The 25,294-nt window shown below is 67.4% G+C and carries 26 protein-coding genes; 16 read left to right on the top strand and 10 right to left on the bottom strand.

Going from position 1 to position 25,294, the window contains the following annotated elements; genetic code table 11:
* Positions 1–45: 45 nt before the first annotated feature.
* Positions 46–951: an electron transport complex subunit RsxB gene (gene rsxB / locus CFB39_RS13165; RefSeq protein WP_089473326.1), complete on the top strand. Its 906-nt coding sequence runs from the start codon at positions 46–48 to the stop codon at positions 949–951.
* The gene (gene nth / locus CFB39_RS13170; RefSeq protein WP_089426031.1) at positions 948–1,592 is read left to right on the top strand and encodes an endonuclease III; all 645 of its coding nucleotides are present in this window, start codon (positions 948–950) and stop codon (positions 1,590–1,592) included. Before rsxB ends, nth begins: the two co-directional genes overlap by 4 nt.
* 157 nt (positions 1,593–1,749) lie before the next feature.
* On the opposite strand, the gene CFB39_RS13175 is transcribed toward nth, so the two are convergent.
* Positions 1,750–2,679 carry a DMT family transporter gene (locus tag CFB39_RS13175; RefSeq protein ID WP_089473327.1) on the bottom strand — a complete coding sequence of 310 codons (930 nt, stop codon included), beginning with the start codon at positions 2,677–2,679 and terminating at the stop codon, positions 1,750–1,752.
* 227 nt (positions 2,680–2,906) lie between these two features.
* Between CFB39_RS13175 and CFB39_RS13180 the strand changes: the two genes are divergently transcribed.
* Positions 2,907–3,374 carry a DUF1841 family protein gene (locus CFB39_RS13180; RefSeq protein WP_373452734.1) on the top strand — a complete coding sequence of 156 codons (468 nt, stop codon included), beginning with the start codon at positions 2,907–2,909 and terminating at the stop codon, positions 3,372–3,374.
* Positions 3,375–3,472: 98 nt separating this feature from the next.
* Here the strand turns inward: CFB39_RS13180 and CFB39_RS13185 are convergent, their stop codons facing one another.
* Both CFB39_RS13185 and CFB39_RS13190 read right to left on the bottom strand, forming a co-directional pair.
* Complete coding sequence (locus CFB39_RS13185) at positions 3,473–3,832, bottom strand: cytochrome c (protein ID WP_011352792.1); 360 nt, start codon at positions 3,830–3,832, stop codon at positions 3,473–3,475.
* A 40-nt stretch (positions 3,833–3,872) separates the two neighbouring features.
* The gene (locus tag CFB39_RS13190) at positions 3,873–4,232 is read right to left on the bottom strand and encodes a c-type cytochrome (RefSeq protein ID WP_011352793.1); all 360 of its coding nucleotides are present in this window, start codon (positions 4,230–4,232) and stop codon (positions 3,873–3,875) included.
* A gap of 246 nt (positions 4,233–4,478) precedes the next feature.
* On the opposite strand from CFB39_RS13190, the gene CFB39_RS13195 reads away from it, so the two are divergent.
* The 5 genes from CFB39_RS13195 (at position 4,479) to CFB39_RS13215 (ending at position 9,634) form a co-directional block, all read left to right on the top strand.
* The gene (locus CFB39_RS13195) at positions 4,479–5,321 is read left to right on the top strand and encodes a MoxR family ATPase (protein WP_089426034.1); all 843 of its coding nucleotides are present in this window, start codon (positions 4,479–4,481) and stop codon (positions 5,319–5,321) included.
* Positions 5,322–5,348: 27 nt separating this feature from the next.
* The gene (locus CFB39_RS13200; RefSeq protein WP_034190734.1) at positions 5,349–6,524 is read left to right on the top strand and encodes a VWA domain-containing protein; all 1,176 of its coding nucleotides are present in this window, start codon (positions 5,349–5,351) and stop codon (positions 6,522–6,524) included.
* A 54-nt stretch (positions 6,525–6,578) separates the two neighbouring features.
* The gene (locus tag CFB39_RS13205) at positions 6,579–7,790 is read left to right on the top strand and encodes a benzoate/H(+) symporter BenE family transporter (protein WP_089473328.1); all 1,212 of its coding nucleotides are present in this window, start codon (positions 6,579–6,581) and stop codon (positions 7,788–7,790) included.
* A 168-nt stretch (positions 7,791–7,958) separates the two neighbouring features.
* Positions 7,959–8,912 (top strand): transaldolase, encoded by a 954-nt coding sequence (gene tal, locus CFB39_RS13210; protein ID WP_089473329.1) that lies wholly within the window; start codon positions 7,959–7,961, stop codon positions 8,910–8,912.
* A gap of 266 nt (positions 8,913–9,178) precedes the next feature.
* Positions 9,179–9,634 carry a VOC family protein gene (locus CFB39_RS13215; protein ID WP_089473330.1) on the top strand — a complete coding sequence of 152 codons (456 nt, stop codon included), beginning with the start codon at positions 9,179–9,181 and terminating at the stop codon, positions 9,632–9,634.
* Positions 9,635–9,701: 67 nt separating this feature from the next.
* Here CFB39_RS13215 and mctP read toward each other — a convergent pair whose 3' ends face one another.
* The 3 genes from mctP to CFB39_RS13230 all read right to left on the bottom strand — a co-directional run bounded on the left by mctP (position 9,702) and on the right by CFB39_RS13230 (position 12,606).
* Positions 9,702–11,252, bottom strand: coding sequence for a monocarboxylate uptake permease MctP (gene mctP / locus CFB39_RS13220; protein WP_089426038.1), 1,551 nt, complete (start codon positions 11,250–11,252; stop codon positions 9,702–9,704).
* Complete coding sequence (locus CFB39_RS13225; RefSeq protein WP_011352801.1) at positions 11,249–11,491, bottom strand: DUF3311 domain-containing protein; 243 nt, start codon at positions 11,489–11,491, stop codon at positions 11,249–11,251. The genes mctP and CFB39_RS13225 overlap by 4 nt, the downstream gene beginning before the upstream one ends.
* A 197-nt stretch (positions 11,492–11,688) precedes the next feature.
* Positions 11,689–12,606 carry a spermidine synthase gene (locus CFB39_RS13230; RefSeq protein ID WP_089473331.1) on the bottom strand — a complete coding sequence of 306 codons (918 nt, stop codon included), beginning with the start codon at positions 12,604–12,606 and terminating at the stop codon, positions 11,689–11,691.
* Between the two features lie 170 nt (positions 12,607–12,776).
* On the opposite strand from CFB39_RS13230, the gene CFB39_RS13235 reads away from it, so the two are divergent.
* The gene (locus tag CFB39_RS13235; RefSeq protein ID WP_089473332.1) at positions 12,777–13,055 is read left to right on the top strand and encodes a YlcI/YnfO family protein; all 279 of its coding nucleotides are present in this window, start codon (positions 12,777–12,779) and stop codon (positions 13,053–13,055) included.
* A gap of 41 nt (positions 13,056–13,096) precedes the next feature.
* Complete coding sequence (locus CFB39_RS13240; protein WP_089473333.1) at positions 13,097–13,351, top strand: hypothetical protein; 255 nt, start codon at positions 13,097–13,099, stop codon at positions 13,349–13,351.
* A gap of 19 nt (positions 13,352–13,370) precedes the next feature.
* Here the strand turns inward: CFB39_RS13240 and CFB39_RS13245 are convergent, their stop codons facing one another.
* From CFB39_RS13245 to CFB39_RS13260, 4 genes are all read right to left on the bottom strand, one after another.
* The gene (locus CFB39_RS13245; RefSeq protein ID WP_089431546.1) at positions 13,371–13,847 is read right to left on the bottom strand and encodes a DNA-deoxyinosine glycosylase; all 477 of its coding nucleotides are present in this window, start codon (positions 13,845–13,847) and stop codon (positions 13,371–13,373) included.
* Entirely contained in the window at positions 13,847–14,443 is a 597-nt protein-coding gene (locus CFB39_RS13250) for a chorismate lyase (RefSeq protein WP_089473785.1), read from the bottom strand. The genes CFB39_RS13245 and CFB39_RS13250 overlap by 1 nt, the downstream gene beginning before the upstream one ends.
* An 8-nt stretch (positions 14,444–14,451) precedes the next feature.
* Positions 14,452–16,350: a molecular chaperone HtpG gene (gene htpG / locus CFB39_RS13255; RefSeq protein ID WP_089473334.1), complete on the bottom strand. Its 1,899-nt coding sequence runs from the start codon at positions 16,348–16,350 to the stop codon at positions 14,452–14,454.
* A 158-nt stretch (positions 16,351–16,508) separates the two neighbouring features.
* The gene (locus CFB39_RS13260; RefSeq protein ID WP_089440728.1) at positions 16,509–17,969 is read right to left on the bottom strand and encodes a PLP-dependent aminotransferase family protein; all 1,461 of its coding nucleotides are present in this window, start codon (positions 17,967–17,969) and stop codon (positions 16,509–16,511) included.
* Positions 17,970–18,199: 230 nt separating this feature from the next.
* Here CFB39_RS13260 and CFB39_RS13265 point away from each other — a divergent pair, with 230 nt between their 5' ends.
* From CFB39_RS13265 to CFB39_RS13295, 6 genes are all read left to right on the top strand, one after another.
* Positions 18,200–18,892 (top strand): VOC family protein, encoded by a 693-nt coding sequence (locus CFB39_RS13265; protein WP_089473335.1) that lies wholly within the window; start codon positions 18,200–18,202, stop codon positions 18,890–18,892.
* 57 nt (positions 18,893–18,949) lie between these two features.
* Positions 18,950–19,858 (top strand): DMT family transporter, encoded by a 909-nt coding sequence (locus tag CFB39_RS13270; RefSeq protein ID WP_089426049.1) that lies wholly within the window; start codon positions 18,950–18,952, stop codon positions 19,856–19,858.
* Between the two features lie 151 nt (positions 19,859–20,009).
* Positions 20,010–21,191, top strand: a complete 1,182-nt coding sequence (locus CFB39_RS13275; RefSeq protein WP_047852437.1) for a PLP-dependent aminotransferase family protein — start codon at positions 20,010–20,012, stop codon at positions 21,189–21,191.
* Positions 21,192–21,233: 42 nt separating this feature from the next.
* Positions 21,234–21,692 (top strand): RidA family protein, encoded by a 459-nt coding sequence (locus CFB39_RS13280; RefSeq protein WP_011352811.1) that lies wholly within the window; start codon positions 21,234–21,236, stop codon positions 21,690–21,692.
* 13 nt (positions 21,693–21,705) lie between these two features.
* Positions 21,706–22,587, top strand: coding sequence for a PhzF family phenazine biosynthesis protein (locus tag CFB39_RS13285; protein ID WP_089473336.1), 882 nt, complete (start codon positions 21,706–21,708; stop codon positions 22,585–22,587).
* A 220-nt stretch (positions 22,588–22,807) separates the two neighbouring features.
* On the top strand, positions 22,808–25,147 hold the full coding sequence (locus CFB39_RS13295; RefSeq protein WP_089473337.1) for an EAL domain-containing protein: 2,340 nt from the start codon (positions 22,808–22,810) through the stop codon (positions 25,145–25,147).
* Positions 25,148–25,294 lie beyond the last annotated feature (147 nt).

Consider the following 25,294-nt stretch of genomic DNA (forward strand, 5'->3'; position numbering starts at 1 on the left):
CGACACGGCCGAGAGCCATTCGGCGCCGCTGCGCCCGTTGTCACCGTGACCGATTCCAAAACACTCGCAGATCGCATCGAAGATCTGCTTCCCCAGACGCAATGCACGAAGTGCGGCTATAACGGCTGCCGTCCGTACGCCGAGGCGATCGCCGCCGGCGAGGCGAACTACAACCAGTGCCCGCCCGGCGGCGCCGAGGGCATCGCGCGCCTGTCGAGCCTGCTCGGCAAACCGGTGATTCCGCTGAACCCCGTCAACGGCACCGAGCATCCTCGCGCGGTCGCCTTCATCGACGAAAGCCTGTGCATCGGCTGCACGCTGTGCATGCAGGCGTGCCCGGTCGACGCGATCGTCGGCGCGCCGAAGCAGATGCACACGATCATCGAGTCGCAGTGCACCGGTTGCGATCTGTGCGTGCCGCCCTGCCCGGTCGACTGCATCGCGATGCTGCCGGTGACCGGCGAACGCACCGGCTGGGATGCGTGGTCGCAGGAGCAGGCCGACGCCGCACGCGAGCACCACGACCTGCGGCTCGCGCGCCAGCGCCGCGAACGCGAGGCCGCCGAAGCGCGCGCGGCCGCACGCCGCGCGGCGAGCGCCGCGAAACCGGCTGCGGGACAAGCGGAAACGCCGTCCGCCGCGCCGGCCGCCGCACCCGCGGACGACGCCGAAGCGAAGAAGCGCGCGATCATCGCCGCCGCGCTCGAACGCGCGCGCAAGAAGAAGGAAGAGCTGTCCGGGCAAGGCGCCGTGCCGAAGAACACCGAAGGCGTGAGCGCGGCCGTCCAGGCGCAGATCGACGCGGCCGAGGCGCGCCGCAAGCGGCTCGCCGAACAGCAGGCCCAGCGCGACGCCGAGGCGGCCGCCGCGAGCGGCAACGACGAAAAGAACGACGCAGGCAACGACGGCCCGGATGGCCCGTCCGCACCGCCCGACCCGAACGCTCCATGAACGCCAGCAAACGACGCGCGATCTACGAAACGCTGCAGGACCTCAATCCGCATCCGACCACCGAGCTCGAATACTCGACGCCGTTCGAGTTGCTGATCGCCGTGATGCTGTCCGCGCAGGCGACCGACGTATCGGTCAACAAGGCGATGCGGAAGATGTTCCCGGTCGCGAACACCCCGCGACAAATCGTCGCACTCGGCGAAGAAGGCGTCACCGAGTACATCAAGACGATCGGCCTGTACCGGACCAAGGCGAAGAACGTGGTCGCGACGTGCCGGATCCTGCTGGACCGCTACGACGGCGAGGTGCCGGCCGATCGCGAAGCGCTCGAAGGGCTGCCGGGCGTCGGCCGCAAGACCGCGAACGTCGTGCTGAACACCGCGTTCGGCCAGCCGACGATCGCGGTCGACACGCATATCTTCCGCGTCGCGAACCGCACCGGCCTCGCGCCAGGCAAGGACGTGCGCGCCGTCGAGGCCGCGCTCGAGAAGTTCACGCCGAAGGAATTCCTGCAGGACGCGCATCACTGGCTGATCCTTCACGGGCGCTACGTGTGCAAGGCCCGCAAGCCCGAGTGCTGGCATTGCGCGATCGAGCCGCTGTGCGAATTCCGGCCGAAGACGCCGCCGCCGAACGAGTGATGCGCCACCGCGGCTGACAGGCCGCAGGCCGCCCGGCGCCAGACAGCCAGGCGCACGATGCACGCCGCGTCGGCCGTTGGCCGGCCGGCATACCGCAGCCGCCACCACGACAGCGCGTCGCCACCCGCGCTGCCGCCCCGCTTTCCCCCTTCCCGACTTACGCGTTGGACGTCGCCGTCGCGTCGTCTGCCGCCGCACCGCCCGCGCGCACCAGCGCCAGCACGGCAGCCAGAATCGCGACGCCACCCGCCCACTGCAGCGGCGACAGCGCTTCGCCGAACAGCAGCGCCGCAAGCGCGACCGTCACGACCGGTTCGAGCGTCGACAGCATCGACGTGCGCGCGGCCCCGAGCCGTTCGAGCCCGGCAAAGAACGCGAGCATCGCCGCCACCGTCGACACGAGCGCGATCGCAAGCATCGACGCCCAGCCGCCGGCCGTCGCGGGCCAGCGCGGCGGCGCGCCGAACGCGGCGGTCCGCACGACGGCGATCGCCACGAGCGTCGCGGTGGCCGACAGGCAGATGATCGCGGTGGTCGCGAGCGGATCGACGCCGCGCGTCGCCTTCGTGCCGCCGACGATGTACAGCGAATAGATCACCGCGGCGGCCAGCGCGAGTGCGATCCCGAGCGGTTCGCCATGCCCGCCGCCGACCATCAGCGCCGAACCCGCGACGCACAGCACGAGCGCGACGGCCTTCGCGCGCGTGAGGCGCTCGCCGAGCCACCACGCGGCCAGCAGCGTGACGAACGCCGGATACAGGTACAGCAGCAGCGCGACGAGGCTCGCCTGCGCATGCTGCAGCGCGCTGAAATAGCAGAACGACTGCCCGACGTAGCCGAGCGCGCCCATCGCCACGAGCGGCGCGAGCGCGCGCCCGCGCGGCCACGCGACACGGCGATGCCGTGCGATCGCGGCGAGCACCGCGCCGCCGATCGCAAAGCGCACGATCAGCAGCCCGAGCACGTCGACGCCGGCCGCATACGCGTAGCGGCCGAAGATCGCCATCGCACCGAATGCTGCGGCGGACAGCGCGACATAGAGCGTGCCCTGCAGGGCCGCGGACGACGGGCGGGCGGTGACGGTCATGACGAAACGGGCGCGAGCGGCGTGGCGACGGAAATCGTCGGAGTGTAACGGCGCGGCGGCGGCGAGCCTAGCCCGCGCTTACCCGTTCCCCGGCGCCGGCTCAGGGTGCCGGCAACCCGCCGGCGCCGCGCGGCCACGCACCTGCTCGCCCGGCTGGCCGCCGCGCAACCCGCTCCCGCCCGCCGCCAGCGCCGTCCGCCGACCCGGCGTACAATGCCCGACGCGGCATCACGCCGTCCGAATCACGACGTTTCCCCACCATGTTCAATCCAAGCCGCGACGAAGTGCGTCGCTTTTTCACCGAGACCTGGCGCAAGCAGCGCGCCGGCGAGATCCTGACGCCGCTGGAAGCGATGGCAGCCGACTGGATCGTCGAGCATCCCGAATACCACGACGAACTCGCCGATGCCGATGGCGCGACCGCGCGCGAGTACACGCCCGAGGAAGGCCGCACGAACCCGTTCCTGCACCTGTCGATGCATCTCGCGATCAGCGAGCAGCTGTCGATCGACCAGCCGCCCGGCATCCGCGCTGCACACGACAAGCTCGCGGCCAAGCTCGACTCGACCCACGACGCGCAGCACGTGATCATGGAATGCCTCGGCGAGACGATCTGGGAAGCCCAGCGCACGAGCACACCGCCCGATACCGACGCGTACCTGCAGCGCATCCTGCGTCGCGCATCGCGCGACTGAGCGCCGCGGCGCCGGCCCACGGGCGCGGCGCGCGGCCAAAAAAATACCCCGCCGAGGCGGGGTATTTTTGCTGCGCGGGCCCGTCGGGCCCGTCGCGCTTACTTCTTGAACACGAGATCGGTTTCTTTCAGCGACTCGATGTAGGCCGCGATGTCCTTCATGTCGCTGACCGACAGGCTCTGCACCTGCGCCTGCATGATCGCGTTGTTGCGACCGAGCAGCGGATTCGTCAGGCCCATCTGGTACTGGCGCATCGCCCACACGAGGTAGTCGGCGTGCTGGCCGGCGAGGCGCGGATATTCGGCGTTGATCGGCTTGTTCATCTGCGCGCCGTGGCAGGCGGCGCAGTTGTGCGATTCGACCAGTTCCTTGCCCTTCGTGGTGTCCGCCGCGTGCGCGGTACCGATCGCGAGGCCGGCCGCCAGTGCAACCGCCGCCGTCTTGAATGCGTTGTTCATGAATGCTCCTGTCCCGCCGGTCAGATCGGCGGCGCGCGCTTTACTTGTAGGGATTGTCCTTCGTGTCGGCCTTCTGGACGGCGTAGTACGCCGCCAGATCCGCGATGTCCTGGTCCGTCAGCGAACCGGCGATCGCATTCATCGACGGGAAGTGACGATCCTTCTTGCGATAGGCCTTCAGCGCGTTCTCGAGGTATTGCTGGTTCTGGCCGCCGAGGACAGGCACCCGGTAGACCTCCGGGTACGCCGCGCGGTAGTCCTGGATGCCGTGGCAACCGATGCACATGGCGGCCTTGCTCGCCCCGTCCTTCGGGTTGCCGACCACACCGGCCGCCTGCGCGCTGCCCGCGAGCGCCACGAGCGCTGCGACAACGACGTGTTTGCCGACGAATTTGTTCATAGCTCTTGTAACCTAGCTTGAGGGGAAACTGGCGCCGAAGCGGCAACGGCCCGCGCCGTTATGCTTATCAGGTCGCCACGCAGGCCAAAAAAAACGGCCAGATTGTACCGCGTCGGCAGGGAACGCGTCCACAAGGCACCCCGGTTCTCCCCGCCACAGCCCCGCAACGATACGCGGGCGTGGCCCAACCGGACAGCCCTTCTGACTTATACTGGGTTTTTTTCCCCGATTGAGAAGAGCGCCGCCATGCGTTTCGAAGGGTCCTCGCACTACGTCGCCACCGACGATCTGAAGCTCGCGGTCAATGCCGCGCTGACGCTGCAACGCCCGCTGCTGATCAAGGGCGAGCCCGGCACCGGCAAGACCATGCTCGCCGAGGAAGTGGCCGCCGCGCTCGACATGCCGCTGCTGCAGTGGCACATCAAGTCGACCACGAAGGCGCAGCAGGGCCTGTACGAATACGACGCCGTGTCGCGGCTGCGCGATTCGCAGCTCGGCGACGCGCGCGTGAAGGACATCTCGAACTACATCGTCAAGGGCGTGCTGTGGCAGGCGTTCGATGCCGAGCACCCGAGCGTGCTGCTGATCGACGAGATCGACAAGGCCGACATCGAATTCCCGAACGACCTGCTGCGCGAGCTCGACCGGATGGAGTTCCACGTGTACGAAACACGGGAAACGGTCCGCGCGAAGCACCGCCCGCTCGTCATCATCACGTCGAACAACGAGAAGGAGCTGCCCGACGCGTTCCTGCGCCGCTGCTTCTTCCACTACATCCAGTTTCCCGACCCGGCGACGATGCAGAAGATCGTCGCGGTCCATTTCCCGGACATCCGCGAGGAGCTGCTGCGCGCGGCGCTCGAGAGTTTCTTCGAATTGCGCGGCGTGTCGGGCCTGAAGAAGAAGCCGTCGACGTCCGAGCTGCTCGACTGGCTGAAGCTGCTGCTCGCCGAGAACATCCCGGCCGACCAGTTGCGCGGCGTGGATGCGAAGCAGATCGTGCCGCCGCTCGCGGGCGCGCTGCTGAAGAACGAGCAGGACCTGAGCCTGCTCGAACGGCTCGTCTACATGAACCGGCACAACCGGTAATCCTCTCTCACCCGCGAAGGCCCGGCCATGCTGCTCAATTTCTTCTACGCGCTGCGCGCAGCCAAGCTGCCCGTCTCGGTGAAGGAATACCTGACGCTGCTCGAATCGCTGAAGGCCGGGCTGATCTCGCCGTCGATCGACGCGTTCTACTTCCTCGCGCGGATGACGCTCGTCAAGGACGAGCAGTACTTCGACAAGTTCGACCAGGCGTTCGGCGCATATTTCCACGGCGTGTCCGCGCTGCCGTCCGAAGCGTTCGACATTCCGCTCGACTGGCTCGAGAAGCGCCTCGAGCGCGAGCTGTCGCCGGAAGAGAAGGCGCAGATCGAGGCGATGGGCGGGCTCGACAAGCTGATGGAGCGCCTGAAGGCACTGCTCGACGAGCAGAAGGAGCGCCACGAAGGCGGCAACAAGTGGATCGGCACCGGCGGCACGTCGCCGTTCGGGCACGGCGGCTACAACCCGGAAGGCGTGCGCATCGGCGGCCCGTCGAACGGCAACCGCACCGCGGTGAAGGTATGGGAAGCACGCGCGTATCGCGACTACGACGATTCCGTCGAGATCGGCACGCGCAACATCAAGGTCGCGCTGCGGCGGCTGCGCCGCTTCGCGCGCGAAGGCGCCGCCGAGGAGCTCGACCTGCCCGGCACGATCCGCAGCACCGCCGCGAACGCGGGCTGGCTCGACCTGCGGATGGTGCCCGAGCGCCACAACAACGTGAAGGTGCTGATGCTGCTCGACGTCGGCGGCTCGATGGATGATCACATCAAGCGCACCGAAGAGCTGTTCTCCGCCGCGAAGGCCGAATTCAAGCACCTGGAATTCTTCTACTTCCACAACTGCGTGTACGACCACCTGTGGAAGAACAACCGCCGCCGCCACTCGGAACGCACCGCGACGTGGGACGTGCTGCACAAGTTCACGCCCGACTACAAGCTGATCTTCGTCGGCGATGCAACGATGAGCCCGTACGAAGTGCTGCAGCCCGGCGGCTCGGTCGAGTACAACAACCCGGAAGCCGGCGCCGTATGGCTGCGCCGCCTCGCCGACCAGTTCCCCCATCATGCATGGCTGAACCCCGAGCCCGAACGGCTATGGGAATACCGGCAGTCGGTCGCGGTGATCCGCGACCTGCTCGGCCATCGTATGTATCCGCTCACGCTCGCGGGCCTCGAAACCGCAATGCGCGCACTCAGCAAGTAACGACACCCACCAAGCACGAAGGCCGCGTCCGAGCGGCCTCCCCCCGGAGATAGCATGAACCCCTCGCCCACCGCGAGCGCCAGCCGCGCCGGCGGCCGCCGCTTTTTCGCCGATACGTCCGTCTCGGCCCTCGTCGCCGGCTTCGTCGCGATGATGACGGGCTACACGAGTTCGCTCGTGCTGATGTTCCAGGCCGGCCGCGCCGCCCACCTCACCGATGCGCAGATCTCGTCGTGGATCTGGGCGCTGTCGATCGGCATGGCGTTGACGACGATCGGCCTGTCGCTGCGCTTTCGTGCGCCCGTCGTCGTCGCGTGGTCGACGCCCGGCGCCGCGCTGCTGATCGCGTCGTTGCCCGGAGTGCCCTACCCCGAGGCGATCGGCGCATTCGTCGTCTGCGCGGTGCTGCTGACGGCCATCGGCGTGAGCGGGCTGTTCGACACGTTGATGCGCAAGATTCCGGCCGGCATCGCAGCCGCGCTGCTCGCGGGCATCCTGTTCGAGATCGGCATCGAGATCTTCCGTGCCGCGCAGTTCCAGACGGCGCTCGTGCTCGCGATGTTCTTCACCTACCTGATCGTCAAGCGGCTCGCGCCGCGCTATGCGATCGTCACGACGCTGATCGTCGGCACGGCAGTCGCCGGTGGTCTCGGCCTGCTCGACTTCAGCGGCTTTCACATCGCGTTCGCGAAGCCCGTATTCACGATGCCCGCGTTCTCGATCGCATCGATCGTCAGCATCGGCATTCCGCTGTTCGTCGTCGCGATGGCGTCGCAGAACGTGCCGGGCATCGCGGTGCTGCGCGCGGATGGCTATCAGACCCCGTCGTCGCCGCTGATCGCGACCACCGGCCTCGCGTCGCTGCTGCTCGCGCCGTTCGGCTCGCACGGCGTCAACCTCGCGGCAATCACGGCCGCGATCTGCACCGGCCCGGAAGCGCACGAGGATCACGCGAAACGCTACACGGCCGCCGTGTGGTGCGGCACGTTCTACCTGGTCGCGGGAATCTTCGGCGCGACGATCGCCGCGCTGTTCGCGGCGCTGCCGAAGGCGCTCGTCGTGTCGGTCGCCGCGCTCGCGCTGTTCGGCTCGATCATGAGCGGCCTCGCGAACGCGATGCAGGACGTGAAGCAGCGCGAAGCCGCGCTCGTCACGTTCATGGTCACCGCGTCGGGCCTCACGCTGCTGTCGATCGGCTCGGCATTCTGGGGGCTCGTCGCGGGCGTCGTCACGCAGGTGATCCTGAACGCGCGCCGCCCCGCGTGACGCGGCTTAGCGCCAGCCGCCGCGGCCTTCGGACACGCCAGAACGTGCCCGACACGAATCGGGCCTAGAATAGCGGATCGGAGGCGGCGCCCGGCGCCGCCTCGCTTCGCCGCCGCGTTCGCGCGGCCCGTGAGAACCCGGCGCCTTGCGCCCTTCTTCCGAATCGCCATGACTACCGCACTCGACCAGCTGAAGCAGTACACGACCGTCGTCGCCGACACGGGCGATTTCCAGCAGCTTGCGCAATACCAGCCGCAGGACGCGACCACGAACCCGTCGCTGATCCTGAAGGCCGTCCAGAAGGATGCGTACAAGCCGATCCTCGAGAAAACCGTCCGCGATCATCGCAACGAAAGCACCGATTTCATCATCGACCGCCTGCTGATCGCATTCGGCACCGAGATCCTGAAGCTGATCCCGGGCCGCGTGTCGACCGAGGTCGACGCACGTTTGTCGTTCGACACGCAGCGCTCGATCGACAAGGGCCGCGAGCTCATCAAGCTGTACGAAGCAGCCGGCATCGGCCGCGAACGCATCCTGATCAAGCTCGCATCGACGTGGGAAGGCATCCGCGCGGCCGAAGTGCTGCAGAAGGAAGGGATCAAGTGCAACATGACCCTGCTTTTCTCGCTCGTGCAGGCCGCTGCATGCGCGGAAGCCGGCGCGCAGCTGATCTCGCCGTTCGTCGGCCGCATCTACGACTGGTACAAGAAGCAGGCCGGCGCCGAGTGGAATGAAGAGAAGGACGGCGGCGCGAACGATCCGGGCGTGCAGTCGGTGCGCCGCATCTACACGTACTACAAGACATTCGGCTATACGACCGAAGTGATGGGCGCGAGCTTCCGCACGACCAGCCAGATCACCGAACTGGCCGGCTGCGACCTGCTGACGATCAGTCCCGATTTGCTGCAGAAACTGCAGGACAGCAACGAGACCGTCACCCGCAAGCTGTCGCCGGAAGCGCTGCAGGACAAGCCCGCCGCGCGTGTCGCGATCGACGAGGCCGCGTTCCGCTTCCAGCTGAACGACGACGCGATGGCGACCGAAAAGCTCGCCGAAGGTATCCGCGTATTCGCCGCCGATGCGGTGAAGCTCGAGAAGCTGATCGACTCGCTGCGCTGAGTCGCTGAGCCACTGAGCCGCTGAGCCACGACAAGCGTCAGCGGCTGTCAGCAACACAGGCAACAGCCGTCAGCACGCACGCCGCATACGGCCGCGAACATCATGTTCGCGGCCGTTTTATTTTTCATTCCATCGTCAAGCACGCGCACTACAATCCACGTCACGGGTGCGTCGGCCGCCTCCCGAGGCCCCCTTTCCCAGTCAGTCTCGCACGACGCCGAACCCGCGCGAATGCGCAGGCCGGCTCCCCACTCCAGGAGACAACGATGCAAGTCCAACCGTACCTGACGTTCTACGGTCGCGCCGACGAAGCCCTTCAGTTCTACGAAAAGGCACTCGGGGCGAAGACGATGTTCAAGATGCACTTCAAGGACGCGCCGCCGAATCCCGACTACCCGATGACGCCGGAGATGGCCGACAAGGTGATGCACGCGAGCTTCACGATCGGCGAGTCGATGATCATGTGCTCGGACGGCGACTGCAGCCAGCCCGGCGGCGGCATGCACGCCGGCTATTCGCTGTCGCTGAACCCGGCGACGGTCGAGGAAGGCCAGAAGCTGTTCAATGCGCTCGCCGACGGCGGCGAAGTGACGATGCCGTTCGGCAAGACGTTCTGGGCGCTCGGCTTCGGGATGGCGAAGGATCGTTTCGGCGTGCACTGGATGGTCAACGTCGAAGACCTGTCGCAGCGCGAGAACCTCTCGGAGCGCGCGCAGGGATAACGCGAAAAACAAAGCCCGCCACCTTGCCGGTGGCGGGCTTTGTCATTGCGTGGCCGTGCAGGCGGCGTCAGCCTTCCACCACGTCGAGATAGTCCTCCGGCCGCGTGCGATCCTCCGCATGCGCCATGCCCATCACGCGCACCAGCACGCTCACCACCACCGCCACCACCAGGTTCACGATCAGCGACCACACGGCTGCATAGCCGGGAATTGCGAGACCGAACAGGTGGATCGTGAAGATCGATCCGGCCAGCTTCAGCGAGATCGCCATCCACGTGCCGCACACGATGCCGGCCGCCCAGCCGGCCAGCAGGCCGCGATGGTCGAGCACGCGCGTGTACAGGCCGAGCACGATCGCCGGCAGCGTCTGGATGATCCAGATCCCGCCGAGCAGCTGCAGCTGGATCGCGTAGGTCAGCGGCAGCCCGAGGATGAACGCCACCGCGCCGACCTTCACGATCAGCGACACGAGCTTCGCGACATGCGTTTCCTGCTCGTGCGACATGTTGCGGTTCACGAACTCGCGGTGAATGTTGCGCGTGTACAGGTTCGCGGCCGCGATCGACATGATGGCCGCCGGCACCAGCGCGCCGATGCCGATCGCCGCGAACGCGACGCCGACGAACCACGACGGGAAATACTGGAGGAACAGCGCGGGCACCGCGAAGTTCGGGCCGAACGCCTTGAAGTACGGCGCGTACTGCGGCATGTCCTTCACGCCCGATGCGAGCGCCATGTAGCCGAGCAGCGCGAGCAGGCCGAGCACGAACGAATACGCGGGCAGCATCGCCATGTTGCGACGGATCGAGTTGCCGGACGACGACGACAGGATCGCCGTCACCGAGTGCGGATACAGGAACAGCGCGAGCGCCGAGCCGATCGCGAGCGTCGCGTACGCGCTGTAGCCGTTCAGGCTCATCGCGTCGGGCGCCTTCAGCAGCAGCTTCGCGGGCGGCACGCTCGCGAAGATGTGCCCGAAGCCGCCGAGCTTCGCCGGGATCACGATGACCGCCGCGGCGATCGTGATGTAGATCAGGATGTCCTTGACGATCGCGATCATCGCCGGCGCGCGCAGCCCCGACGTGTACGTGTACGCGGCGAGGATCGCGAACGCGATGATCAGCGGCAGGTCGCCGACGAAGCCGGTCGTGTCGAAGCCGAGCGCGCCGATCACCACCTCGATGCCGACGAGCTGCAGCGCGATATACGGCATCGTCGCGACGATGCCCGTCACCGCGATCGCGAGCGCGAGCATCCGGCTGCCGTAGCGCGCGTTGACGAAGTCGGCGGACGTCACGTAGCCGTGCCGCTTCGCGATGCTCCACAGCTTAGGAAACACGACGAATGCGAACGGGTAGATCAGGATCGTGTACGGCAGCGCGAAGAAGCCCATCGCGCCGGCGCCGAACACGAGCGCGGGCACCGCGACGAACGTGTAGGCCGTGTAGAGGTCGCCGCCGAGCAGGAACCACGTGACGATCGTGCCGAAGCGGCGGCCGCCGAGACCCCATTCGTCGAGATGGGCGAGATCGCCGCGCCGCCAGTTCGCGGCCAGGAAACCGATGATCGTGACGCCGATGAACAGCAGCACGAAGACGAAGGTTGCGCCGAGATTCATCGCGCACCTCCCTGCGGGCCGCTCGCCTTCCACGCGTTCTTGGTCTTGAAGTACACGAACGCGGTGATCACCGCGCTAATGAAGACCCAAAGCAGCTGGTACCAGTAGAAAAACGGAAAACCCAACCATTGCGGTTCGATCTTGCTGTACGACGGTACCCAGACCATCGCGATCAGCGGCAGTACCAGCAGCCAGAGCCAGCGCTTGGCGGCCCGGTTGGCGTCGGCATCGTGAGCCATGACGTCTCCTCATCTTTCCCGGTTATCGATCTTGTTGAGCGGGTACGGCGCCGAGAGGAGCGCAAAACGGGTAGGCTGCGGCTCCCCTGGCTTCGCGCCAGTATAGGAGCCGCTAGCACGCGGTCAAGCGGGGGCGAACCCGAGTGATCCGCCCCTTGTCGCATGGTTGCACCGGCATGCCGCCGGTGCATGAAGCGTCAGATCGCGAACGCGGTGTCGCGTGCGCCGGTCGTTTCTTTCAAAGCTTTCACCCACTTGCGCGCGGGCAGCTTCAGCGTGTCCTCGATCAGCTTCGCGCGTTCGTCGAGCTGCGCGAACGACACGTCGAGCGCGGGGCCCGAGAACGCGATCGCGATCCGGTTGCCGTCATGCACTTCCGGCAGCGCGATCACGCGGTGATCGAACGCCGCGTTCAGGTGCTTCATGTTGCGCACGAAGCTCGGATGATCGCCGAACAGGTTGATCGTCGCGATGCCCGCATCGGCGAGGCAGCCGCGCACCGCGCGGTAGAACGCGACGCTGTCGAGCACGGGACCGCGCGCGGTCGCGTCGTACAGGTCGATCTGGATCGCGCCCGTCGTGCCGCGGTTGGCCGGATCGTTGACGAAATCCCACGCGTCGGCTTCATGCACGGCGAGACGTGCATCGTCGGGCGGCAGCGCGAACATCGTGCGCGCGGCGACGATCACGGCCGGGTTCAGCTCGACGGCCTCGACCTTCGCGTGCGACAGGAAGCGGTGCGAGAACTTGGTCAGCGCGCCGGTGCCGAGCCCGAGCTGGACGATCCGCTCGGGCGTTTCGAGGAACAGCAGCCACGCCATCATCTGCTGCGCGTATTCGAGCTCGATATGCAGCGGCTTCGAGATCCGCATCGCGCCCTGCACCCATTCGGTACCGAAATGCAGGAAGCGCACGCCGCCCTCTTCCGAGAACGTGACGGGCGCGAAGCGCGGCTTGCGCGGGGCTTCGAGCACGGGCACGTCGTCGTGCTCGTCGATGTCCGGGCGGCGCTTCAATCGCGGCGGCTGGAGTTTTTCGGAGCCGTTGTACGCGGACGGCTTGCTGCGCTTGGACGCGCGCGCCTCGGCGGACGCGCGCTTGATCAGTCGGGTCATGTGTGAATCTCGCTGGGTGAAGCTGGTTTTAGCGGACGAGAGGATAGCATTGGCGGGACGATAGTCGCTGTCGGAAACCGATCCACCACTGCGTACCGTTGGCCTGTCACGTGCACAATCGCTGCGCGTGGACGACAATGCATTGAAATCGTGTTCGTGGAAGTCGCCCGATGAAGACCACCGTTTGTCAGCCCATCCCCATCGAACCCGAACTGCTCGCCGTTGCCGAACGCGTCCTGCGTGACGGCGAAACGCTGTCGAGCTTCGTCGAGCAATCAATCCGCGACGGCATCGCGTATCGCCGGCTTCAAAGCGCGTTTATCGCACGCGGCATTGCATCGCGCGACGAGGCGCGACGCACGGGCGAGTACGTTTCGTCATCCGACGCGCTCGCACGGCTGGAACGCCTGCTCGATACGATGAGAGCCCGCCAGCGACACGCTCGCTAACAAAAAGTCAGCGTAACAATCATCAGACAACGAGGAGCCACATGGCCTCGCACCACAAGACGATCTGGTTTCCGGCGAAGCGCTACGGCTGGGGATGGGGGTTGCCGGTCGCGTGGCAAGGCTGGGTCGTCCTGCTGCTCTTCGTGATCGGGATCGTCGTGGTTGCGACGCACGTGTCGCCCGCCCAGTCACCGCTGGCGTTCGCGGCTTGCATCGTGGTGCTGGTGGCCGCGCTCACGATCGTGTGCTGGCTGAAAGGCGAAAAACCGAAATGGCGCTGGGGCAAGGACGAATAAGCGACGATCCGTCCATTCATCAGGCACGAATCCCGTGCCACTGCGCGAGCTTCTGCTCGAACGTCAGCATCGCATTCGCCGGGCTCGACGAAGGCAGCACGAGCGTGTCGTACCCCGCCGCACCGATCACCTCCGCAAACCGCCCCGCCGTCTTGCCGTTGAAACACACGCGCTTGAGCAACGGCGCATGCTCGCGCAACGACGCGAAATCGTTCGGCTTCGCATGCCGGATCGCCGAATCGAGGCTGCCCTCGCGATGGCACGCGGCCAAGACATCCCAGATACCGATCCCGTGCGACAGCACACGCTCGAGCCGCGCGTCGTACGCGAACTCGTGCAGCCCGTGCTCGCCGAGCACCGTGCCGAGCAACCGCCAGAACTGGTTGCGCGGATGCGCGTAATACTGCGCGGCATCGAGCGACGCCTCGCCCGGAAAACTGCCGAGGATCATCGTGTGCGTATTCGCCGCGACGACCGGCGGAAACCCGCGCAACATCACGCGCCTCCGTCCGGCCCGCCCGAGCGCGGCCCGTCGCCGTGCGCATCGAGATGGCGCCACAGCGCCGGCAGCATGCACTCGGTGACCATCAACGGCTTGCCGTGACGCTGGAACACCGAGCGCCGCGCGGCGAACGAATGCGGCGCGCGCGCGCCGCCAAGCGCGTGGCTCGCCAGCGCATACAGCGGATGGCCGGCGATCACGCGCCGGCTGACGAGCGCCGAACGCTCGACCTGCGGATCGCTGTACAGCAGCTCCGCCAGCGGCCGCGTGCGCAGCCGCCGCATCGCCTGCCACACACCCTTGCTGGCCGCGAGCGGCGCGATGCTGTGCGCGGCGACGAACGGCGTGCCGTCGACCGACAGGATCACCTCGCGCACCCACATCGGCGCGCGCAGCGCACTGGCGAGCGCGTCCGGCTCGTCGAACCACGGGCAGTCGACGGCCTCGCGCGTCACGCGCACGTTCACGCGGCCGAGCCGCGCGAGGTGCGCGGTCAGCGATCCGCCGCGCGTCAGCCAGTCACGCTGGTCGAGCGTGCAGCCAGGCCGCGGCGTCTCGCGCCAGCCGGCCTGACCGCCGTCGAATCGCATCCGCGTGTTCACGCGGCGCGCGACAGCAGCAGCGCGTTGGTCCGCTTCACGAAGCTTGCCGGGTCGTCGAGCATGCCGCCTTCGGCGAGCAGCGCCTGGTCGAACAGCAGATGGCACCAGTCGCCGAAATCGGCGCTGTCGGCATTCAGCTGCTTCACGAGCGCGTGCTCCGGGTTGATCTCGAGGATCGGCTGCATCGCCGGCGCGTTCTGGCCGGCCGCCTTCAGCATGCGCTGCAGGTAGCCGCTCATGTCGTTGTCGTCCGCGACGAGGCACGACGGCGAATCGGTCAGGCGGAACGTGACGCGCACTTCCTTCACCTTGTCGCCGAGCGCTTCCTTCATCTTCTCGACGACCGGCTTGATCGCCTCACCCGCCTGTTCCTGCGCCTTCTTCTCCTCGTCGTTCAGCTCGCCGAGGTCGAGGTCGCCACGGGCCACGCTCGCGAGCGGCTTGCCGTCGAATTCGTGCAGGAACGACAGCATCCATTCGTCGACGCGGTCGGTCAGCAGCAGCACCTCGACGCCCTTCTTGCGGAACACTTCCAGATGCGGGCTGTTCTTCGCGGCCTGCCACGTATCGGCGGTCACGTAGTAGATCTTGCTCTGCTCGGGCTTCATGCGCGACACGTAGTCGGCGAGCGACACGTCCTGCGCGTCGGTGTCGCCGTGCGTCGACGCGAAGCGCAGCAGCTTCGCGATGCGCTCGCGGTTCGCGTGATCCTCGCCGAGGCCTTCCTTCAGCACCTGGCCGAACGCGCTCCAGAACGTCTTGTACTTCTCCTTGCCGGCATCCTCTTCCGCGTTCGCGAGCTCTTCGAGCATCGACAGCGCGCGCTTCGTCACGCCTTCGCGGATCGCCTTCACGTCGCGGCTTTCCTGCAGGATTTCACGCGACACGTTCAGCGGCAGGTCGGCCGAATCGACCACGCCCTTCACGAAACGCAGGTACTGCGGCAGCAGCTGCTCGGCGTCGTCCATGATGAACACGCGCTTCACGTACAGCTTCAGGCCGCCGCGATAGTCGCGGTTCCACAGGTCGAACGGCGCATGCGACGGCACGAACAGCAGTTGCGTGTATTCGCTGCGGCCCTCGACGCGGTTATGCGTCCACGTGAGCGGATCCTGGTGGTCGTGCGCGATGTGCTGGTAGAACTGCGTGTACTGCTCGTCGGTGACGTCGCTCTTCGACCGCGTCCACAGCGCGCTCGCCTGGTTGACGGTCTCGTCCTCGGCCTTCAGGACCATCTCGCCCTTTTCCTGATCCCATTCTTCCTTCTGCATCAGGATCGGCAGCGCGATGTGGTCGGAGTACTTCTGGATGATCGACTTCAGGCGGTGCGACGACAGCAGGTCGTCCTCGCCTTCGCGCAGGTGCAGCGTGATCGTCGTGCCGCGCTGCGCGCGCTCGATCGCGTCGATCGTGAAATCGCCCTCGCCCGCGCTTTCCCAGCGCACGGCTTCGCTCGCCGGCAGGCTCGCGCGACGCGTTTCAACCGTGATCTTGTCGGCGACGATGAAGCCCGAGTAGAAACCGACGCCGAACTGGCCGATCAGCGCCGCATCCTTCTGCTGGTCGCCCGACAGCTTCGTGAAGAACTCCTTGGTGCCCGAACGCGCGATCGTGCCGAGGTTCGCGATCGCTTCGTCGCGGCTCATGCCGATGCCGTTGTCGTCGATCGTGATCGTGCGCGCGGCCTTGTCGTAGCCGATGCGGATGCGCAGGTTCGGATCGTTCTCGTACAGCGCGTTGTCCGCGAGCGCTTCGAAACGCAGCTTGTCGACCGCGTCGGACGCATTCGACACCAGTTCGCGCAGGAAGATTTCCTTGTTGCTGTAGAGCGAATGGATCATCAGGTGGAGGAGTTGCTTGACCTCTGCCTGAAAGCTCATCGTTTCGTGTGCCATGGATGCTGTTTCCTCTTACTTGAACTTGAATGGTGTGGCGCAGGCGCCCCGCCCGCGATGCAGGCCGGCCCGTGAAAGCCGACCGCCCGGCGCTAGCGGTTTGCGCGCGTATCTGGAGGCGGCACGCCCGATTTCAAGGGCGGGCGTGCCGCGCCGCGTCACGATGCGCGGCGCACGGCGGAATCGATATAGCGCGACAGCAGCGCCGGCAGCGCGGGATCGCCGCAGTTCGCGACGTTGAAGCGCATCCACGTGGACGGCGATTGCTGCGGCGAGAACAGGCTGCCCGGCGTCAGCAAAAAGCCGGCCTCGTGCGCGACTGCCGCGAGCGCGTCCGAATCGACGCCCGTGTCGGCCCACAGGAACATCCCGGCCGCCGGCATCGTGAACAGGCCGAGCCCCGTGCGCTCGAGCATCCGCGCGGTCTTGTCGCGCACGCCGTCGAGCCGCGCGCGCAGCCGCTCGACGTGGCGCCGGTAATGCCCTTCGGTCAGGATCTTGTACAGCACGCGCTCGTTGAGCTCGGGCGTCGTCATCCCCACCAGCATCTTCTGGTCGGTGACCGCCTTCGCGATCTCCGGCGCGCACGCGACGTAGCCGACCCGCAGGTTCGCCGCGAGCGTCTTCGAATAGCTGCCGAGGTAGATCACGCGCTTCAACTGGTCGAGGCTCGCGAGGCGCGTGGCCGGGTAGCTCGGCGGGCACAGGTCGCCGTACACGTCGTCCTCGACGACGAGGAAGTCGTACGCCTCCGCGAGCTTCAGGATCCGGAACGCCTGCGCGGCCGACAGCGACGTGCCGGTCGGGTTCTGCAGCACCGAATTGATCACGAGCATCTTCGGTCGCCACATCTGGACGAGCGTTTCGAGCGCGTCGAGATCGGGGCCGTCCGGCGTGTACGGCATCCCGACGAGCTGCGCGCCCTGCGCCGCGAAGCGGCCGAACATCTGGAACCAGGCCGGATCGCCGACGATCACCGCATCGCCGGGCTTCACGTAGATCCGCGCGATCAGGTCGATCGCCTGCGTGATCCCCGACACCAGCACGATCTGTTCGGGCTTCGCGCCGATCTCCACTTCGGCGAGGCGCGTCTGCAGTTGCTGGCGCAGCGGCAGGAAGCCCTGCGCGGTGCCGAAGCCGAGCATCTGCGCGCCGGACTGGCGCCCGAGCGCGCGCAGCGCACCGGTGATCAGTTCCCCGTCGAGCCAGCGGCCCGGCAGGTAGCCGAGACCCGGCCCCTTTTCCGGGCTGACGGTATGCAGCATGTTGCGCAGCAGCCAGACGACGTCGATCGTGTTGTGCACCGGCGCGGCCTCGGCCACGCGTGCGACGCCGTCGGCCGGCTGCGGGCCGGCGCCCGTGCGCTCGCGCACGTAGAAGCCCGAGCCGCGCCGCGAGTCGAGGTAACCCTGGGCGACGAGGCGCTCGTACGCCTCGACGACGGTGAAGCGCGACACGCTCTTGTCGAGCGCGAGCTTGCGGATCGACGGCATCCGCATGCCGGGCCGGAACACGCGCTCGTCGATGCGCCGTCGCGCCCACTGGACAAGCTGGTCGACGAGCGTGAGCGTGGCCGTGTCGTGCGGCACGGGAATCTGGGCGAGTGGGACGGTGGACATGGGCGGCAGCTCCAACTGTACCGAAGGCTATCGCGCCGATTGTACCGTTACTGTGCCGGTAGCGACGATTACAGTTGACCGGAATGGCGGCCGTGCGGCCACCGTTCCGGCCCCGCCGCACCTGGCACCGCGCCCACCGGCCCGCATCGCGGCCGGTACGCCGGCCGGTCCGGCCACCGCCCGGCGCATTACCTGCCCACCATGACACTTTCGCTTCCCGACCGACGTTCATGCCAGCCCGCTCCCTGACACTCGACCATCTCGTGATCGCCGCGCGCACGCTCGACGAAGGCGTCCGCCACGTCGCCGACGCGCTCGGCATCGAACCGGCCGGCGGCGGCCGCCACCCGCTGATGCGAACCCACAATGCGCTGTTCGGCGTATGGGGCGGACTCTACCTCGAAGTGATCGCGATCGATCCCGATGCGCCTGCGCCGAACGCCGACGCCGAGCCGCCGCGCGCGCGGCTGTTCGGGCTCGACGATCCGGCCATGCACGCACGGCTTGCGCAAGGCCCGTTTCTCGCGCACTGGGTCGCGCGGGTCGACCGTCCGCGCCAGCTCGCGCTGTGGCAGAGCCAGTACCCGGCGCGCATCCCGCCGGTCGTCGCGATGCGGCGCGGCGACCTGAGCTGGGGCCTCACCGTGCCCGACGACGGCACGTTCCCCGCGTGGCAAGGCGCGGGCGACGGCCTCCTGCCGTCGCTGATCCAGTGGGACAGCGCGCGCCACCCGGCCGAATCGCTCCCGGGCGACGGCGTCGCGCTGAAAGCGCTCAAGGGCACCCACCCGCGCGCGGACGCGCTCCGCGAGCAGCTCGACTGGCTCGGCGCCGCCCACCTGCTCGACCTCGACGCCGCCGACGGCCCGCCCGCGCTGGTCGCCGAATTCGACACGCCGCAGGGCGCGCGCACGCTGCGCTGAACACCCTGCCGCCTCGCTGAACTACACCCATACCGGCAACACGGAGACACCCACTTCATGAATTCGCGCGAAACCCGGGGCATGCTGCTCGGCCTCATCGGCGTGATGATCTTCAGCCTGACGCTGCCGATGACGCGGATCGTCGTCGCCGAACTCCATCCGCTGCTCAACGGGCTCGGCCGCGCGCTCGCCGCCGCGGTGCCGGCCGGCCTGCTGCTGTGGTGGCGCCGCGAGCCGCTGCCGACCCGCGCGCAGCTGAAAAGCCTCGCGATCACGTCGCTCGGCGTGATCATCGCGTACCCGGTGTTCTCCGCATGGGCGATGAAAACGGTTCCGGCGTCGCACGGTGCGGTAGTCAACGGCCTGCAGCCGCTGTTCGTCGCGCTGTACGCGGCCTGGCTGTCGCACGAGCGGCCGTCGAAGGCGTTCTGGGCCAGCGCGGTGGCCGGCAGCGCGCTCGTGATCGCGTTCGCGCTGCGCGACGGCGGCGGCACGGTGCAGGCCGGCGACGCGCTGATGCTCGTCGCGGTCGGCATCGGTGCGCTCGGTTATGCGGAAGGCGCGCGGCTCGCGCGCCAGATCGGCGGCTGGCAGGTGATCTGCTGGGCGCTCGTCGTGTCCGCGCCGTTCCTCGTGCTGCCGGTCGGCTGGCTCGCGTGGACGCAGCATGCCGCGCATCCGGGCCCGCTCGCGCTGCGCACGTGGCTCGCGTTCGGCTACGTGACCCTCTTTTCGCAATTCATCGGCTTTTTCGCGTGGTACGCGGGGCTCGCGATGGGCGGCATCGCGCGCGTCGGCCAGGTGCAACTGCTGCAGATTTTCTTCACGATCGCTTTTTCCGCATTGCTGTTCGGCGAAACGGTGACGCCGTCGACGTGGCTGTTCGCAGCCGCGGTGATCGCCACCGTGGTGCTCGGGCGCCGCTCGGCGGTCGCCACCGCCGCGCAACCGGCTCGCGCCGGCTGAACAGCTGCGCCATAATGGACGTTTTGCCTGATCGGTTTGCCCACCCGGCCGCGAAGGCCCTATCGCGCTCGTGCCCGCCCACCCGGCGGCGTCGAAGCGATTTGCCCGAACGACCTTTCTTGACTGACCACGATATCCGAACGAGGAGACTATGAATCCGAGCGACCTGCATCCGCCGCACTGGCAGCTTTCCGAACGCGCACGCAAGCTGACGAGCTCTGCCATCCGCGAAATCCTGAAGGTCACGGAACGCCCCGAGGTCATCTCGTTCGCCGGCGGCCTGCCCGCCCCTGCCACGTTCCCGGCCGAGCGCATGCGCGCCGCCGCCGATCGCGTGCTGCGCGACGCGCCGGCCGCCGCGCTCCAGTACAGCGCGACCGAAGGCTACCTGCCGCTGCGCGAATGGATCGCCGAGCGCTACAGCGTGCGCGTGTCGCAGGTGCTGATCACGACAGGCTCGCAGCAGGCGCTCGACCTGCTCGGCAAGGCGCTCGTCGATCCGGGCAGCCCGATCCTCGTCGAAACCCCGACCTACCTCGGCGCGCTGCAGTCGTTCTCGCTGTACGAGCCGCGCTACGTGCAGGTGCCGACCGACGAGCAGGGCCTGCTGCCGGACGGCCTCACGCCCGAACTCACGCAAGGCGCGCGCCTCTTGTACGCGCAGCCGAACTTCCAGAACCCGACCGGCCGCCGCCTGCCCGTCGAGCGCCGCCGCGCGCTCGCCGCGTTCGCGCAGTCGAGCCCGTTCCCGGTGCTGGAAGACGATCCGTACGGCGCGCTGAACTATCGCGGCGAGCCTCTGCCGACGATGCTGTCGATGGCGCCCGATCACATCGTGCACCTCGGCACGTTCTCGAAGGTGCTCGCGCCGGGCCTGCGGATCGGCTACATCATTGCGCCCGAGGAACTCCACTTCAAGCTCGTGCAGGCCAAGCAGGCCACCGACCTGCACACGCCGACGCTCACGCAGCGCATCGCGCACGAAGTGATCAAGGACGGCTTCCTCGACGAGCACATCCCGACGATCCGCGAGCTGTACAGCGCGCAGTGCGACGCGATGCTCGGCGCGCTCGAGCGCCACATGCCGGAAGGCGTCACGTGGAACCGCCCGGAAGGCGGGATGTTCATCTGGGTGAACCTGCCCGCGCAGATCGACAGCATGAAGCTGCTCGCCACGGCCGTCGACAACCACGTCGCGTTCGTGCCGGGCGCGCCGTTCTTCGCCGACAACGCACAGCAGAACACGCTGCGCCTGTCGTTCGTGACGGTGCCGCCCGAGAAGATCGAGGAAGGCGTCGCGCGCCTCGGCAAGCTGCTGCGCGAGCGTCTCTGATCCCCTTTTTCCTGTCACGACTCTCTACGAGGAATCGAATCCATGGCTAACGTCTACGACAAGCTGAAGTCGCTCGGCATCGAGCTCCCGACCGCCGGCGCACCGGCCGCCGCCTACGTGATGAGCGCGCAAACCGGCAACACGGTGTTCCTGTCGGGCCACATCGCGAAGAAGGACGGCAAGGTCTGGGCCGGCAAGCTCGGCGCGGATCTGCAGACGGAAGACGGCAAGGCCGCCGCCCGCTCGATCGCGATCGACCTGCTCGCGACGCTGCACGCGCACACCGGTGACCTGAACAAGGTCACGCGCATCGTCAAGCTGATGAGCCTCGTCAACTCGACGCTCGACTTCACCGAACAGCACGTCGTGACGAACGGCGCGTCGGAACTGATCGCGGAAGTGTTCGGCGACGCCGGCAAGCACGCGCGCTCGGCGTTCGGCGTCGCGCAGATCCCGCTCGGCGCGTGCGTCGAGATCGAGCTGATCGCCGAAGTTGCGTAACGAACGCAGCACGATGCCCGGCCGTCTCGTCCGTTTCAAGCAGGTCGACGTATTCACGTCGGTACCGTTCAAGGGCAACGCGCTCGCCGTGGTGTTCGACGCCGATTCGCTCGGCGACGACCACATGCTCGCGATCGCCCGCTGGACGAACCTGTCGGAAACGACCTTCCTCTGCACGCCGACCGATCCGGAAGCCGACTACCGCGTCCGGATCTTCACGACGGAGGGCGAACTGCCGTTCGCCGGCCATCCGACGCTGGGCACCGCGCATGCGTTCCTGGAAAGCGGCGCGCGGCCGCGCACGCCGGGCCGGCTGATCCAGCAGTGCGGGGTCGGCCGGGTCGCGCTGCGCGAGCAGGCCGACGGCTGGGCGTTCGCCGCGCCGCCGGCACGCGTCACGCCGCTCGACCGCTCGGACTACGCGGCGCTGGCTGCCGCGTTGCGCAGCGACGCGCTCGATCTGGATGCCGAGCCGTGCGCGGTCGACAACGGCGCGCCGTGGCTGGTCATGCGACTGAAGTCGGCCGATGCCTGCATCGGCCTGACGCCCGATCCGGCCGCGCTGGCGGCGCTCACGCGCCGCTACGGCACGGACGGCATCGCGGTCTACGCGCCGCACGCCGAAGGCGGCCCCGCGACGTTCGAAATCCGCTGCCTGATGACGGGCGGCAATTTCGGCTTCGGCGAGGATCCCGTCACCGGCAGCGCGAACGCCGCGCTCGCCGGGCTGCTGACGCGGCAGGAACGCCGCCCCGGCCAGTCGTATACGGCCCGCCAGGGTACGGCGATCGGCCGCGACGGCCGCGTCTTCGTCAGCTATGACGAAGACGGCACCACGTGGATCGGCGGCCAGGTCGTCACCGTCGTCGACGGCTCTTTCCTGTCACCCGCCTGACATTTCGCGATGTGCGATGGCGCCGGCCCGTCCGGCGCCCCCCTACGATTCGCCCAACTATCGCAAAAACGTTCCAACCAGTAATATCGGGCCTAATCCGTTGTTTCGGAGGTCTGTCCATGGTTGCGTGTCCCGCGAACGAACAGACGTCGGGACAACCCCGACCAATAATCAGCCATCCAGACGGATGGCGCACGCGAGCAGGACGCCACCCGCTTCGATGAGCTCCGCCCGGTCCAACCATACGCCGCCGACCCGGCCGCTACGCGCGCCGCGCAAATCGCGCCGGCGTGCGCTATTTGCGATCCCGCTGCTCGGGATGCTGGCGCTCGCGCTGCTGTGGGCCGTGATCATCGCGCGTCTGTCGGTCGAAAAGGACAGCGCGTACAAGGAAGCAGCGGCTTCCGCCGCGATCCTGTCCTCCGCGCTCGAGCAGCATACGGTCAAGGCGATCCACCAGGTCGACCAGATCACCCGCTTCGTCAAGTTCGAATTCGAGAAGTCGCCCGCCCGCTTCAACCTCGCCAGCGCCGTCGAGAAAGGCGTCGTGCCGAGCGACACGCTGATCCAGGTGTCGCTCGTCAACGCGAAGGGCATCCTGTTCGCGAACACGGCCGAGCTGCATCCGCAGCCGATCAACCTGTCCGACCGCGAGCACTTCAAGGTCCACCTCGCGCACAACGACGACCGCCTGTTCATCAGCAAGCCCGTACTCGGCCGCGTGTCGAGCCACTGGACGCTGCAGATGACACGGCGCCTGAACAACCCGGACGGCAGCTTCGCGGGCATCGTCGTCGTGTCGGAAGACCCGAGCTACTTCACCAACGACTTCTACAACAACGCGGCGATCGGCAAGGAAGGCGTGATCGCGGTGGTGTCCGATACTGGCGCGGTGCTCGCGCGGCGCACGGGCTCGGTCAGCAACGCGCCCGGCGCGTTTTCCGCGTCGGGTGTTTACCCGATCGCCGAGCGCGTGACGGGCACGATCATCGACCCGATCGACGGCGTGACGCGCATCGTGTCGTACCGCCACCTCGACGGCTACCCGCTCGCGGTGATGGTCGGGCTGTCGCAAACCGAGGAATTCGCGGACTACTACCACACGCGCAACGTCTACCTGCTGATGACGAGCTTCATCACGCTCGCGATGCTCGCGTTCTTCGGCGTCGCGACGGGCCTGATCGGGAAGCTGCTCGGCCGTGAGCGCGAAATGACGCAGCTCGCCGAGTACGACCTGCTCACCGGCCTCGCGAACCGCTATGCGACGCTGCGCGGGTTGCGCAACGACGTGTCGATGCCTGCGAGCCTGTCGCGGCTCGGGCTGCTGTTCATCGATCTCGACAACTTCAAGACCGTCAACGACACGCTCGGCCACAACGCCGGCGACATCGTGCTGCAGATGACCGCGTCGCGCCTGTCCGATGCGGTCGGCGACGAAGGCTCGCTCGCGCGCATCGGCGGCGACGAGTTCGTCGTGGTGATGAAGGGCGACGACGTCGAGCGGCGCGCGGTACGGCTCGCGGAAGCGATCATCCGGATGTTCGGCGAACCGTTCGACGTGCGCGGCAGCTCGTTCGTGCTGCATGCGAGCATCGGCATCGCGCTGCACACGGTGGCGAACGAGAGCGAGATCGACCTGCTGAAGAAGGCCGACCTCGCGATGTACAGCGCGAAGGACGCCGGCAAGAACTGCTACCAGTTCTATGCGCCGCACCTGTCGCACCGCGCCGACCACCTGATGCGCTGGGAACAGCAACTGCGCGTCGCGCTCGCCGAGGGGCAGCTGTTCCTCGCGTACCAGCCGAAGATCGACCTCACGCACCGCCACATCACCGGTTTCGAGGCGCTCGCGCGCTGGGATCATCCGGAGCACGGCGTCATCTCCGCGAACGAATTCATTTCGATCGCCGAATCGACCGGCCTGATCGTGCCGATCGGCGACTTCGTGATCCGCACCGCGTGCGAGCAGATCGCGCGCTGGCGCGACGAAGGCCACGACACACTGACGCTCGCGGTCAACATCTCGCCGGTGCAGTTCTGGCGCGGCGACCTGATCGAGACGATCTCGCAGGCGCTACAGGACACCGGCATCGACGCGAACCGGCTGGAGATCGAGATCACCGAGACCGCGATGATGGAATATCCGGAGCTCGTGTCCGAGAAGATCGTCGCGCTGAAGAAGCTCGGCATCCGCATCGCGCTCGACGATTTCGGCACCGGCTATTCGTCGCTGTCGTACCTGCACCGCTTCTCCGTCGACACGCTGAAGGTCGACCGCTCGTTCGTGCAGGCCATCCCGAACGATCGCAGCGTGTGCGTGATGGTGTCGTCGATCGTGCATCTCGCGCGCTCGCTCGGCCTGACCGTCGTCGTCGAAGGCACGGAAACCGAGGAGCAGATCACGTGGCTCGCCGCGCTCGGCGAGATCGAGGCGCAAGGCTTCCTGTTCTCGCGACCGGTGCCGGCCGACGCGATTCCCGCGCTGATCGCACGCTTCGGCGTGCGCGGCGACGCGCCGAACGTGATCGCGCATCGCGCGACCGGCAGCACGGGCGCGTAAGCGCACCGCGGCCGTGGCCTTGGTGGCTATTGCGCGCGCCGTCATTGTTTCGTTTTCCGATCCGATTGTTTAGTTCTTGAACTAGCGTTTTCGCGCATGGCAGTGTCACGGTGCGCGGCGGACAATTGGGAGGGCCAACGTGTCGGC

This window comes from Burkholderia sp. AU6039 (assembly GCF_002223365.1).
GTDB lineage: Bacteria > Pseudomonadota > Gammaproteobacteria > Burkholderiales > Burkholderiaceae > Burkholderia.